This window comes from Mesorhizobium intechi (assembly GCF_002879535.1).
GTDB lineage: Bacteria > Pseudomonadota > Alphaproteobacteria > Rhizobiales > Rhizobiaceae > Mesorhizobium > Mesorhizobium intechi.
Map to the genome: position 1 here is coordinate 1 of NZ_PNOT02000061.1, position 13,068 is coordinate 13,068.

Consider the following 13,068-nt stretch of genomic DNA (forward strand, 5'->3'; position numbering starts at 1 on the left):
CCGCCGCCACGATGACACCGCCGATCTTCGCCGGCCACACGCCGGCAACACTGGCGAAAAGTGCGATCGACAGGCTGGAGACGCCGAGCGAAATCAGCGCACCAAGCGAGACGAAACGCAGGAAGGCGTCATGCAGCCGGATGGCCTGGTTGCGCTCGAACGACCAGAAGCCGTTCGCCGCGAAAGAGAAGATGACGGCGACCGACCATGAGATGACGTTGGCCGGCAGCGGCGGAACGTGCAGGTTGAGCAGCAGGAAAAAGCCGGCAAGATCGATCGCCGTATTCGCCAGCCCGACTATGGCAAAACGCACGATCTTGCTGCCGGTCGAACGCCGAGGCTGGTCCGCGTCGCTCATCCCTTGCCGTCCATGATCTCGACGCCGGCGCGGACCAGGCTGTCGCCAAATGCATCCGAGGCAAGGTGCGCGTATTCCACCTCGCGCACGCCTTGCATCGGGTCGCGCGCCCGCAGCGTGTCGTCGACATGGCCGGGATGGCACATGAACAGGCCTCGTTCCGGCAGCGCCTTGAGGGCGGCCTGCAGAACCGGCGCGAACCGTTCGGGCTGCCGCCAGTCATAGATGCCGGCGAGCGGCTCGAAAAGGGTGAAGCCGGCGCGGGCCATCGACCGGTTGAAGCCGGCGGCCACGGCGGCGATTGCCGCGACCTTCGGCGCGACGACGGCATCGCCCAGCGCCGGAGCGCCACGCAGCGCCGGCCTGCCGCCGGCTTCGAAAAAATGCGTCCGCAGCCATGCGCGAACGACGGGCAGGAAATGCACGTGCTGATGCCCGTCGATGAAGTCGGGCTGGCGGCCAAGCGCCTCGACGAAGCGGCTGTGCTGCGCGTCGAGCTCGGCATGGACATCCCGCTCGTCAATGCTGGCGCCCAGCACCGGCAGCGCCAGCGAACGCAGCGGCGGCAGCCGCCCTTCCGGCGCCAGGCTCGACCGGCCGGTGACGGCTGGCTGGTCGGTGAGGGTCAGGTGCAGCCCGACCGCCGCGCGCCCGCACAGCGGCTTGATACGCTCCGCCGCATCGGGCCATTCCGCAAAGCCGGTCATGCAGCTGGTGCCGGTCAGGCGACCGCGATCGAGCAGATCGAGAATTCCAGCGGAAACGCCGGGCGCCAGGCCGTAATCGTCGGCGATCAGGCGGATGCGCCGCGTCATGCGCCGGATGCGCCTGGCGGCCTGTCCGAAACGCCGCGCACGACATCGCGCACGATATAGACCGGGCGGTCCTTGCTTTCCGAAAGCGTGACCCAGACATATTCGCCGATCAGGCCGAGCAAGGTGAGGTTGAGGCCGCCGAGCAGGACGACGGCGACCATGAGGCTGGGATAGCCGGGGACGGCGATGCCGTAGAACATCACCTCGAAGAACACTTTGGCTCCGTAGATGATGCCCGCCAACGCCGCCAGCATCCCGCTCAGGCTGATGATGCGCAACGGGATGACGGAAAAGGACGTAAACCCTTCCAGCGAGAAGGCGATCAGGTTCAGCCGGCTCCATTTCGACTTGCCGGTGACACGGTTTTCCGGCGAATAGGTCATGGCTTTCTGACGGAAGCCGGCCCAGGCGAACAGGCCCTTGTTGAAGCGCCTTTTGTCACGCAGGCTGGTCAGCGCGCGCACCACGGCGCCACGCATGACGCGGAAGTCCCCGGCATTTTCTGGAATGTCGAAACGCTGGCTGCTGTTGATCAGGCCGTAGAACAGCTTCGCCAGCTGGCTGCGCCGCCAACTGGCCTCACGTCGGTCATTCTGTGCGTAGACGACGTCGATATCCGGATTCTCCACCAGTTCGGCGATCATCTTCAGGCTGGTGTCCATGGAATGCTGGAGGTCGGCGTCCATGACCAGTGCCATTGCGCCGCGCGACTGGTCGAGGCCGGCGAGCACCGCGACTTCCTTGCCGAAATTACGGCTGAGCCGCACGATCTCCCAGGAACCCGACAGCGCCTGTGAAAATCGCTGGGCGCCGTCGTCGCGGCTGCCATCATCCACCAGGATCTTGTGGACGTCCATGCCGAAACGTTGCGACACTTCGGCTTCGAGCTCGTCGAGCAATGCGGCAAAGGCCGATGCCGATTGCGCCTCGTTCAAGAACGGCGCGACGATATCGAGAACGGGCCGCGACTCAGCCATTTGCGACAGGCCTTTCATTCATCACCTTGTCTCGCGTCACCTTGCCGGGAGCCTTGGCCCAGAACCACCAGATCAGGGAGCCGGCGATAAAGGTGACCGCAATCGGCCGGAACCAGGGGTACGTTAAATCTTGGATATGGCGTTCGACGCCGGTCAGCCCCGTCAGGAACAGGGCCAATGACAGCACCGAAGCCAGGACACCCCCTCGTTCCTCGCGCCACAACAAGGCGATAGCGAGACCGGCGGGCACGGCGATCATGGCATAGGTGTTGGGCTCGACGCGCGGGTTGAAGACGCACATGTAGAACGTGGCCGTCAGGAAGATGGCGAGACCCGCCGTCCCGCGTTCGAGCTTTCGGTCGAACCAGATGACGAATGAAAGCGTGAACAGGGCCATGACGATGCGCACGACGGTGGCGCCGAATTCCGGCATGGGCAGCCCGATTTTGGTGAAGGGCGCCGTGAAATCGGTGGGGACAAAGTGGCTGGTATTGTCGACAGCCATCGAGGTCAACATCCCGCCAAAAGCACGGTACTGGTCGTTGAGGTAGCTGGCGGGAGCGAACGCATAGGGCAAGGCGAGCACGAACAGCACCGCCAGCACCAGCACCGGTATCAGCCGCAAACGCAGGGCGCCCACCAACAACAGGGTGATGATCGCGGTCGGCTTGGCGATGATGGCAACCGAAGCCCAGAAGAAGGTCTCGGCACGCCGTCCTTCAAGCGCCGACAAGGTGAGAAGCCAGCAGGCACCGGTCAGCAGTATCGTCGCCTGTCCGTTGCGGATCGCCCCCAGCGCCATCGGCAGGGCCAGGAACAGTCCGAAGGAAAGCAGCCATGGCAATTCCCCGCCGCCGAGCTTGCGCACCTGTCGCATCGCGGCAAAGGTCAGCACCGCGAAGCCGATCGTATGCCACACCGGCCCGCCCAGATGCGGACCGAGCTTCACCAACGGAACGTAAAGCGCGGCAAAGGCCGGCGCGTAGAGATATCCCATCTCGGACTGGGTATTGTAGAGCGGCTGGCGGGCCAACAGCGCCTCACTGCCGTCTACATAGGCTTGCCAGACCGTCCGCGTGTGGGGAGACCACAAGACCAGCACAAGAACGATCAGGAACGCCCCGATCCACAGGCCAAATCCCAAACGGTCGAAAACCGGCTTGGACATCGACATCAAGACACCCCGCGACACCCGAAACAGGCTCAGTCCAGCACTGTCCCGGCATACGATGGCGGCGGCATATCACGGACAAAGCGGCGAGGCATAGAGGGCTGAAGGACGCGCTTGTGACATCGGCGGGCCGCTGCGGATGCCTGGACGCCGGGGCGTCCTGACAGGAAAGACGCGCCGAAAGCCTCGTATTCGGGCTTCCGGCGCGGCTTCGAACAGCATCAGGGCCGTATGAAAACCTTGCCGTTGGGCTTGGCCAGTTCCGCCGGCACCCGCGCGATGGCCTCGGCGAGCGGCACGACGGCCGTCACGTCGGTCGACCAGCGCCCATCGGAAAAGCGCTTCTGCGCTTCAAGGATCGCTGGACCGCGCCGCTCCCTGGATTGCCGCATCCATTCGCTCAGCCAGAAGCCCTCGATATGCTTGTGCTGGAAGATCAACTGGCCGGGCTCGCGGATGATGGTGGCGTCCGGGTCGAGCCGGCCATAGATGATCCAACGCGCCCGTTTCGGCATCGCATTGAAAATAGCGGAGGCCAGCGGCCCGGTGACAGCATCGAGGAAGATGCGCGGTTGCTCCGCCTTCATCACCTCGCGCAGCGTGGCCTCGAAATCCGGCGCCTTCTCGTTGAGCACATGGGCAGCGCCGATCTCCTTCAGCAGCGCGATCTGCTCATCACGGCGCACGGTGACGATAGGCCGGAACCCTTCCTCCTTGGCCAGGCCGATGATCAGCTTGCAAAGCTGGCTGGCGCCGGCGGTCATGACGAAGGCCTTTTCGCCCTCCTGCTTGACAATGTCGAACATGGCGATGGCGGTGATCGGATTGACGATCATCGCCGCGCCGTCCTCGTCGCGCACCGTATCGAGCAGCGGAATGCAGGCCGCCGCTTCGGCGACGGCATATTCAGCCCACGAGCCCCAGTTGCTAAGGCCGGTGGCGAAGGCCACGCGCTTGCCGACGAGGCTTTTGGCATAAGGCTCGTCGCCGCCGGCGACGACCGTGCCGACACCCTCGAAGCCGGCTGGCCGGCCCTTGACGCGCGGCTGACCGTACTGACCCTTGACGAAGGCGACATCGGATGGGTTGATCGAAGCCAGGCTGACCTTGATCAGCACCTGGCTCGGGCCTGGCGACGGCACCGCGACGCGGCCCGGCTCGAGATAGGGCTCCATCGCCTCGAGCGCACTGCCGCTCGGCGTCTTGGTGTAGCCGTCGCCGACCAGCAGCAACGCCTTCATTTCGGAGGGAATGGTCATCGGTGACACTCCTTGTGTTGGCGGAACGCCCTTGGCGCGGCGGACCGAGTTGCTGCTCAGAGCTTCTCCTGCGTGTACTTCTTCAGCTCCGTCCGCGCCACCTGCCGGCGATGCACGGCGTCCGGCCCGTCCGCGAGACGCAATGTCCTCAGATGTGTCCACGACCGCGCCAGCGGCGTGTCCTGGCTGATCCCTTGCGCGCCGAACATCTGTACCGCCTCGTCGGTGATCCTCAGCGCGACGCGCGGCGCGATGACCTTGATCTGGCTGATCCAGGGGGCAGCGGCGCGCGCATCGCCCTGGTCGATCATCCATGCCGCCTTGAGGCAGAGCAGCCGGGCCATTTCAATCTCCATGCGGCATTCGGCGATGATGTCGAAATTGGCGCCGAGTTTCGCCAGCTTCTGCCCGAAGGCCTCGCGGCGCACGGAGCGCTGGCACAGCATCTCCAGCGCCATCTCGGCCTGGCCGATGGCGCGCATGCAGTGATGGATGCGGCCGGGACCGAGCCGTCCTTGCGCGATCTCGAAACCCTTGCCCTCGCCGAGGATCAGGTTCGCTGCCGGTACCCTGACATTGTCGAAGCGCAGGTGCATATGGCCATGCGGCGCATCGTCGTCGCCGTAAACCTGCATCGCCCGAACCTTGGTCACGCCTTTCGTGTGGGAAGGCACCAGGATCATCGAATGCCGCCGATGTGTCGGCTCTTCGTCGCCAGCGGTCCGGACCATGACGATGTAGATGGCGCAACGCGGATCGCCGGCGCCGGAGGCCCACCATTTCTCGCCGTTGAGCACATAGTCGTCGCCCTGCCGCTCGCAGCGCATCGCGATGTTGGTGGCGTCGGACGAGGCGACATCCGGCTCGGTCATCAGATAGGCCGAGCGGATTTCTCCGTCCAAAAGCGGCTCCAGCCACGCCTTCTTGTGGTCGGCCGAGCCGTAGCGCTCCAGCACCTCCATATTGCCGGTGTCGGGAGCCGAGCAATTGAAGGTTTCGGCGCCAAGATGCGCCTTGCCCATCTCCTCCGCCAGATAGGCGTATTCGACCGTGGACAGTCCATAGCCGCGCTCCGAGCCGGTCAGCCAGAAATTCCACAGGCCGCGCTCCCTGGCGGTCTTCTTCAGCCCTTCGAGAATTTCGCTCTGGCGTGGACTGTAGACCCAGCGGTCGCCCGCCTTGCCCACTTCGCCCAGGAATTCCTTGTCGAGCGGCATGATCTCGTCACGCACCATGGCCGCGACGCGCGCGTGGATCGGCTTCAGCCGCTCGGTTATGCCGAGATTCATCTCCGTCATCGGTCGCTAACCCTTCATCGAGGCCCGGCAATTTACCCGTGGCAAGGATGACCGTACTTCGGATAGCCTTGTCAACGCGAACTCTTTGCCCAGGGCAAAGCGCGGAGGATTGGAATGGCCTATCTCGACGAGCTGTTTTCGGTAGCCGGCAAGACCGCGCTGGTGACGGGCGCGGCGACCGGCATCGGCCGCATGGCGGCGACAGCGCTGGTCGAGGCCGGCGCCAGCGTCATGATCGCTTCGCGCAAGGGCGAGGATTGCATCAAGGTCGCCAACGCGTTGAACGGACTTGGCGCCCCTGGCCGGGCCGAGGGCTTCGCCGGCGACGTCTCCAGCGAGGCCGGCATCGCCGCACTCGTCGCCGAGGTCAAGGCGCGGACCGGCAAACTCGATATCCTGATCAACAACGCCGGCGTTTCCTGGGGCGCGCCGCTGGAGGCCTTTCCCTATTCGGCATGGGCCAAGGTGTTCGGCGTCAATGTCACCGCCGTCTTCCACCTGACCCGCGAATTGCTGCCGCTGCTTGAAGCCGCGGCAAGCGATGCCAATCCGGCCCGGGTGATCAATCTGGGTTCGGTGATGGGGACACAGCCGCTGGCCGACGACGCCTATTCCTACACGGCGTCCAAGGCCGCGGTGCATCATCTCACGCGTACGCTCGCGCTCGAATTCGCCGCCCGCCGCATCACCGTCAACGCCTTTGCCCCCGGCCCTTTCCAGAGCCGGATGACGGCCTTTGCCACCGGTACGGACGAACAGGCCAAACATGTCGGCGGCCGTGTCCCGATCGGCCGGATCGGCGCACCGGATGACATTGCCGGCGCAACGCTCTATTTGTGCAGCCGTGCAGGCAGCTATGTCACCGGCGCCATCCTGCCGATCGATGGAGGGCAGTCGGTGCAGCATGGATTGACCTTGTTCAAGGAATGACATTTTCCGGCCGTAGAAGCCGGAGGTGAACTGGAGGAATGAGCGTGGAACCGATCAGTCTCGACGTGCTTCTGGCCAGTGTCGGCAAGGAGGTTGGCGTTTCCCCGTGGCGGGTGGTGACGCAGCGCATGATCGACCAGTTCGCCGACGCCACCGACGACCATCAGTTCATCCACTGCGATCCCGAGCGAGCCAAGCGCGAGACGCCGTTCGGCGGCACCATCGCGCATGGTTTCCTGTCGCTGTCGCTGCTTTCGGCAATGACCTTCGAGACCATGCCGCCGCTGGAAAACAGCAAGATGGGCGTCAACCACGGCTTCGATTCACTGCGCTTCCTGGCCCCGGTGAAGACCGGCGCGCGCATCCGCACCCGTTTCGTGCTGGCCGACGTCAAGGTGAGGCCCTCGGGCTGGGTGCAGACGGCGCACGACGTGACGATCGAGATCGAGGGCTCGAAGAAACCGGCCCTGACCGCCCGCTGGCTGACGCTGACGCTGATCGAACGCCAGCCCGAGACCGCATGAACGACCCCAACGCGCTCGACCAGGCGGCGCTTGCGCCTTACCTCGAGGCGGAAATCCCCGGCTTTTCCGGGCTAGCTTCAATCGAAAAATTCAAAGCCGGCCAGTCCAACCCGACCTATCTCATCACGGCGGCCAGCGGCCGCTATGTGCTGCGCGCCAAGCCGCCGGGACAGTTGCTGAAATCGGCGCATCAGGTCGACCGCGAATTCCGGGTGATGAGGGCGCTTGCCGGCACCGCCGTTCCGGTGCCCCAAATGCTGCATCTGTCGACCGAGGACTCGCCGATCGGCCGCATGTTCTATGTCATGGATTTCCTCGACGGCCGTATCTTCTGGGATCCGGCATTGCCCGAGGCACGTGACAACGATGAACGCGCCGCCATCTACGACGCCATGAACGGCACGCTCGCGGCCCTGCACGATGTCGATGTCGACGCGGTGGGTCTTTCCGATTTCGGCCGGCCAGGCAATTATTTCGAACGGCAGCTGGCACGCTGGACCAGCCAGTACCGCGCCTCCGAAACCGGCATCATTGCCGACATGGACCGGCTGATCGCCTGGCTGGAAACGCACCTGCCCGCGGATGACGGGCTGATATCGCTGGTGCATGGCGACTACCGGCTGGACAATCTGATCTTCGCGCCGGCCCAGCCAAAGGTCATCGCGGTGCTCGACTGGGAACTGTCGACATCTGGCCACCCCTTCGCCGACATCGCCTATCAGTGCATGCAATGGCGCCTGCCGCATGCTTCCGGCTTTCGCGGCCTGGGCGGTGTCGACCGCGCCGCGCTTGGCCTGCCTTCCGAGGAAGAATACGTCGCTGCCTATTGCCGGCGGCGCGGGCTCGGCGGCATCGGCAACTGGACCTTCTTCCTCGCCTTCTCCTTCTTCCGGTTGGCGGCGATTTGCCAGGGCGTCTACAAACGCGCGCTGGACGGCAATGCCTCCAATCCCGAAAAGGCCAGGACCTATGGCGAGGCGGTGAAGCTGCTGTCGAACCTCGCCGCAAGACTGATCGACAAGCAGACATGACAGGGAGCCATTATGGGTCGCTTTGACGGAGCAACGGTGCTCATCACGGGTGCGGCCGGCGGCCTTGGCCGGGGTGCCGCGAAAGCCTTTGCCAGCGAGGGCGCACGGCTGGTGCTGTCGGACATCGACGAAAAGGCGCTCGCCGATCTCGCCGCGACCTTGCCCGCCGAGACGGCGTTCCTGGCCGGCAACGTAGCGGACGAAAACTTGTCCGAGGACCTGGTCCGGCTGGCGGTCGAAAGATTCGGCAGGCTGGACGTCGCAATGAACAATGCCGGCATCGTCCAGAGTTTCGTGCGCCTGCCGCAGATTCCGTCGGACGAGGCCCGCCGCGTGCTCGAGATCGACCTGCTTGGCGTGTTCTATGCCATGAAGCACCAGATTCCGTGGATGGAGCGGCAGTTCAGGGCGACGGCCAAGGGCGGCGCCATCGTCAACATCGCCTCGGTCGCCGGCCTGGTCGGCGCGCCGAAACTCTCGGTCTATGCCGCCGCCAAGCATGGTGTCGTCGGGCTGACCAAATCGGCGGCCGCCGAATATGCGACCAAGGGTGTGCGCATCAACGCCATCTGCCCGGCCCACACAAGGACGGCAATGTTGGATGGTTTCGTGCGCGCATCGCGTGCCCCGGAGGAAGAGGCGTTGGCCGAACTGACGCGCGGCGTGCCGATGAAACGCGTGGCGGAGATCGACGAAATCATCGCCGCCATCCTCTTCGCCGCCGACCCGGCCAACTCCTTCATGACCGGCCACGCACTGGCCATAGACGGCGGCGTCGGCGCCATCTGACCACCGCCACCTTTACAATGCCGTTTGGGAACTTCCCCTGCCCTTGTCCGTTTCCGTACAGCGTATATAATTTAGCCAGATACCGCCAACCCCACCGAAAGGCACCGGACTTGCCGCTGAGCGTCCAGAAACGCCGCGAGAAACAGAAGGCCGAGCTGCGTTCCGAACTGGTCTCAGCCGCGCACAAGCTCGTCCAGGAAGAAGGCTATGAGGGCCTGACCATCCGCAAGCTGGCCAAGCGGGTCGGCTATGCGCCGATGTCGGTCTACTCCTATTTCGCCGACAAGCAGGACATTCTGTTTGCACTTGCCGAAGACGCGTTCGAGACGCTGGCCCGCCGCATCGAGGAGCACTCGTCAGACGATCCGATCGAAGCTTTGCAGGCGGTGATGACCGAATATGCCGCTTTCGGGCTCGGCAATCCCAATGAATATCGCACTGTCTTCATGACCGAAAAGACGAGGCCGCCGGAAGGCCGGAGTTTTCAAGAAATGCACGAGGCCAACCCGGCGATGAAGGCGCTGATCACCCGGGTCGAGGCCTGCGTCGCCGCCGGAAAATTGCACGGCGATGCGCGCGCCATCGCAACGATGCTGTGGGCGGTCGGCCACGGCACGATCTCGTTGCTGATCACCTTTCCCTTCTACCCGTTCGGCGACCCGCATTCTTTCGTGAAACGCATGTGCGATTTCCAACTGGCCGCACTCAGCACCCAGAACGTGCCGCCATTGACCGACACACCGGTCAACTGCTGAACGACATCTGCTTCGTTTCCACGCTTCCTCGCCACCCCCCGGCCAAACCGAGGGCAAATCCTTGGTTAACAAAAAGTTTATCGTACGCGTACGATCTTGACTTGAACTTCGCGATCGGAGGACGTATGTGTACGCAGCACCGTACATGTACGGTTTAACTTACCCGTCCAAAGCGGAGACTGACGATGAAAAAGACACTCTTCACCCTCGCCGCCGTGCTGGCACTTTCCGGCTCGGCCTTCGCCGCCGGCACCACCACCCAGCCGGTCAAGCACCTGCCGGCCGCGACCTGCGTCGACACCAAGACCAATATGAAGCTGGATTGCGCCTCGACCGGCTCGGTCGAGAAGAAGGGTACCGCGGAAAATACCGATGAAGGCAAGGGCCCGCGCCTTGGCATCAGCATCAATCCCTGGATCCTGCCGAGCGCGTTCTAAGATCGACCGCACACCCCGCCCGGGGGTTTCCCCGGGCATGGACGAGACAGCTGGCGCTGTACACCGCGACCAAGCATGCGATCGAAGGCCTGTCGGAATCGCTGTCCTCCGAACGTGAATCGCAGAACATCCTGCTCGAGCTGGTCGAACCCGGAGCCATGCGCACCACCAAGGTTCACGGCCAACACCATGGAGGCGTCACAGGCCGTTTCCGTGCCGGCAACAAGCTCTACTTCGACCACATGATGCGGTCGATGATGAACGGCCCGCTCCCGGATGCGGATGAAGAACAGATCGTTGCGACGATCCATGCGGCGGCGACGCATCCATCAACCCGCCGGCGCCATCTCACCGGCCCGGACGCCGAGGAAATGGCGAGGCTGCGTTGGTCGGCCTCGGAAGACGAATATCTGTCGACCATGAACCGGTTGATGGGGCAGACCGCCTGGCGCGACGGCAATCCTGGCTGATCGCTTTGCGCCAAGGCTGCCAAGCGCCGCTATGGCCGGATGTCAGCCGACCGAGATCGGCAGCCTGCTGGCTGAACTCTCGAAGGCAGCGTCGATCAGCTTCTGCATGTCGGCGGCGCGGCGGAAGGACGGGTCGCCATTCTGCCCGGCATCCAGCGCGTCGACAAAACGCTGGGCGTTACGCTTCACATCGGGCAGGGCCAGTTCTCGCCAGACCTGAACATCGACATCCTCTCCCAGGCACGCCGACAGTCGCGCTGCCTTGCCATCGGTCTCGACCTTGAGCGCTCCTTTGGTGCCATGCAGCGTCAGCGACAAGTCATTGCCATGGCCGGTTGTGTAGCGGCTCGCCATGACCGTCGCCAGCGCGCCGGATGCCAGCCGTGCCGTCATCGCCACACTGTCATTGGCGTCCAGCACATAGTCGCCGATCCGGTCGCCTTCGGCCTTCGCAAACGTCACCAGATCGGCGTGCAGGCTGACAATATCCTGGGCCGCGCCATAGGTGGCGAAATCGAGGATGTGGATGCCGACATCGCCCAGAACCCCGGTCGAGCCGTGCCGGGTCGACAGTCGCCACAGCCATTTGTCCTCGACGCGCCAGTCGCCCCAGGATTTGCTGACCAGCCAGCTCTGCTTGTAGCTCGCCTCGACATGGCGCAATTCCCCGATCGTGCCCGCCAACACCAGACGCCGTGCTTGCTGGATCGCCGGGGAATTGCGGTAGGTGAGATTGACCATGTTGACGAGGCCGGCGGCCTCGGCCGCTTCGGTCATGGCAAGCGCATCGGCATGGTTCGGTGCCAGCGGCTTTTCGCAAAAGACATGTTTTCCCGCGGCAAGCAGCGCCAGCGTCGTCGCCTTGTGCACACCGTCCGGAGTCGCGTTGATGGCGGCGTCGAAATCGCCCCAGGCGATGGCAGCTCCAAGGCTCTCGAAAGAAGCGCCGATCTCGTTGGCAGCGGCAAACGCCGCGGCGCGGCCAGGCAGTTGATCGACGCAGGCGACAATGCTGCAGCCCCGAACCTTTGCGAACTCTTCGATATGATGTCCGGCGATCCAGCCGGTGCCGAGCAGGAGCAGGCGATGCATCAGATCAGGTTCCCCATCAACTCAACCCCTTGTCGCCGTCGGCATGCAGGCGCAGGCCCTTCTGCACGATCTTCTCCTTGGCCTTGTCCGTCGGCACGTTCGGCGCATTGGTGATGCCGGACCAAGCGGGTGCCGGATTGTGCGCCCAGAGCACGGCATTGCGCAGCACCTGCTGCACGCCTTCATTGTGGTAGATCGGATAGGTCTCGTGACCGGGCGAGAAATAGAAGATGCGGCCCGCGCCACGCTGGTAGGTCAGCCCGGACCGGAAGACCTCGCCGCCCTCGTACCAGGAGACGAACACCGTCTCCAGCGGCTCCGGCACCGCGAAGGGCTCGCCATACATTTCAGTCTCGCCGATCTCCAGGCATTCGCCGATGCCTTGCGCGATCGGGTGGCCGCGGTTGATCGCCCAGACACGCTCGCGCTCGCCCGCCTCGCGCCATTTCAGCGAACAGGGCGTGCCCATCAACCGCTTGAATATCTTCGAGTAATGGCCGGAATGCAGCACGATCAGCCCCATGCCCTCCCAGACCCGCTTCTGCACGCGCTCGACGACCTCGTCCTTGACCTCGCCATGCGCGGCATGGCCCCACCACAAAAGCACGTCGGTGCCGGCCAGGCGCTTCTCGCTCAGCCCGTGCTCGGGCTCCTGCAAGGTGGCGGTCGTTGCCTCGATGCCCTTGTCCTGGTTGAGCGCCGCGGCAATGGTGCCATGCATGGTCAAGGGATAGAGGTCGCGTACGGCGGCATTGGTCTGTTCATGGACGTTCTCGCCCCAGACAATAGCTTTTATCGGCATTTTTCCTCTCCAAAGCGCTTTGAATATCGCATCTGCCGAGGTCTTGTGAAGATGCCTTCGACCAAAATAACGGGAAATCAGGGTTTGCGGGTTTTTCGACCAGGAACGGTCTTGGCCTTGCCCGGCTTGGCGGGCGCGCCGGGGATCGCCGAACTGGTGATGGACACCGGATCGCTGGCCGGAAAGGTGTCCTCGAGGCCCTCCTCGAGTTCCTCTTCCACGCTCGACGCTTCGTGTTGCTGGTGCTCAAGCGAGCGTACGGCCGCCGTCTTTTTGAGTGGCGACTTCGGCGCGGACTTCGACGGCATCGAACTTCTCCCTCGACCTGCTGCCGCACAACGAACGCGGGCGGCAAAACGT

General features: G+C 64.0%; 16 protein-coding genes. 7 read left to right on the plus strand and 9 right to left on the minus strand.

All coding sequences use genetic code 11. The annotated features are described in order from the left end of the window. From C1D09_RS05625 to C1D09_RS05650, 6 genes are all read right to left on the minus strand, one after another. The coding region (locus tag C1D09_RS05625) for a GtrA family protein (protein WP_143973375.1) at positions 1-358 on the minus strand (358 nt) is incomplete at its 3' end. Further along, entirely contained in the window at positions 355-1,173 is an 819-nt protein-coding gene (locus C1D09_RS05630; protein WP_143973376.1) for a ChbG/HpnK family deacetylase, read from the minus strand. The genes C1D09_RS05630 and C1D09_RS05625, both read right to left, overlap by 4 nt. Further along, positions 1,170-2,150: a glycosyltransferase family 2 protein gene (locus C1D09_RS05635; protein WP_143973377.1), complete on the minus strand. Its 981-nt coding sequence runs from the start codon at positions 2,148-2,150 to the stop codon at positions 1,170-1,172. The genes C1D09_RS05630 and C1D09_RS05635 overlap by 4 nt, the downstream gene beginning before the upstream one ends. Further along, a complete protein-coding gene (locus tag C1D09_RS05640) occupies positions 2,143-3,324 on the minus strand; it encodes a glycosyltransferase family 87 protein (protein WP_143973378.1) in 1,182 nt (393 codons plus the stop codon). The genes C1D09_RS05635 and C1D09_RS05640 overlap by 8 nt, the downstream gene beginning before the upstream one ends. A gap of 218 nt (positions 3,325-3,542) precedes the next feature. Continuing rightward, positions 3,543-4,580, minus strand: a complete 1,038-nt coding sequence (locus tag C1D09_RS05645) for a zinc-binding dehydrogenase (RefSeq protein WP_143973379.1) — start codon at positions 4,578-4,580, stop codon at positions 3,543-3,545. Positions 4,581-4,636: 56 nt separating this feature from the next. Next, the gene (locus C1D09_RS05650; RefSeq protein ID WP_143973380.1) at positions 4,637-5,878 is read right to left on the minus strand and encodes an acyl-CoA dehydrogenase family protein; all 1,242 of its coding nucleotides are present in this window, start codon (positions 5,876-5,878) and stop codon (positions 4,637-4,639) included. A gap of 114 nt (positions 5,879-5,992) precedes the next feature. Here C1D09_RS05650 and C1D09_RS05655 point away from each other — a divergent pair, with 114 nt between their 5' ends. From C1D09_RS05655 to C1D09_RS05685, 7 genes are all read left to right on the plus strand, one after another. Beyond that, the gene (locus C1D09_RS05655; RefSeq protein ID WP_143973381.1) at positions 5,993-6,808 is read left to right on the plus strand and encodes an SDR family oxidoreductase; all 816 of its coding nucleotides are present in this window, start codon (positions 5,993-5,995) and stop codon (positions 6,806-6,808) included. A gap of 38 nt (positions 6,809-6,846) precedes the next feature. Continuing rightward, positions 6,847-7,332: a MaoC family dehydratase gene (locus tag C1D09_RS05660; RefSeq protein WP_010911413.1), complete on the plus strand. Its 486-nt coding sequence runs from the start codon at positions 6,847-6,849 to the stop codon at positions 7,330-7,332. Next, positions 7,329-8,363, plus strand: coding sequence for a phosphotransferase (locus tag C1D09_RS05665; RefSeq protein WP_143973382.1), 1,035 nt, complete (start codon positions 7,329-7,331; stop codon positions 8,361-8,363). The genes C1D09_RS05660 and C1D09_RS05665 overlap by 4 nt, the downstream gene beginning before the upstream one ends. 12 nt (positions 8,364-8,375) lie before the next feature. Beyond that, a complete protein-coding gene (locus tag C1D09_RS05670) occupies positions 8,376-9,152 on the plus strand; it encodes an SDR family NAD(P)-dependent oxidoreductase (RefSeq protein ID WP_143973383.1) in 777 nt (258 codons plus the stop codon). Positions 9,153-9,262: 110 nt separating this feature from the next. Beyond that, positions 9,263-9,907 (plus strand): TetR/AcrR family transcriptional regulator, encoded by a 645-nt coding sequence (locus C1D09_RS05675; protein WP_143973384.1) that lies wholly within the window; start codon positions 9,263-9,265, stop codon positions 9,905-9,907. A 185-nt stretch (positions 9,908-10,092) separates the two neighbouring features. After that, the gene (locus C1D09_RS05680; protein WP_143973385.1) at positions 10,093-10,344 is read left to right on the plus strand and encodes a DUF680 domain-containing protein; all 252 of its coding nucleotides are present in this window, start codon (positions 10,093-10,095) and stop codon (positions 10,342-10,344) included. 158 nt (positions 10,345-10,502) lie between these two features. After that, positions 10,503-10,814: a hypothetical protein gene (locus C1D09_RS05685; RefSeq protein WP_143973386.1), complete on the plus strand. Its 312-nt coding sequence runs from the start codon at positions 10,503-10,505 to the stop codon at positions 10,812-10,814. Between the two features lie 42 nt (positions 10,815-10,856). On the opposite strand, the gene C1D09_RS05690 is transcribed toward C1D09_RS05685, so the two are convergent. From C1D09_RS05690 to C1D09_RS05700, 3 genes are all read right to left on the minus strand, one after another. Then, a complete protein-coding gene (locus tag C1D09_RS05690; RefSeq protein WP_143973387.1) occupies positions 10,857-11,906 on the minus strand; it encodes a Gfo/Idh/MocA family protein in 1,050 nt (349 codons plus the stop codon). 16 nt (positions 11,907-11,922) lie between these two features. Then, positions 11,923-12,708: a ThuA domain-containing protein gene (locus tag C1D09_RS05695; protein ID WP_143973388.1), complete on the minus strand. Its 786-nt coding sequence runs from the start codon at positions 12,706-12,708 to the stop codon at positions 11,923-11,925. Positions 12,709-12,785: 77 nt separating this feature from the next. Continuing rightward, positions 12,786-13,016, minus strand: a complete 231-nt coding sequence (locus tag C1D09_RS05700; protein ID WP_143973389.1) for a hypothetical protein — start codon at positions 13,014-13,016, stop codon at positions 12,786-12,788. Positions 13,017-13,068: the final 52 nt, after the last annotated feature.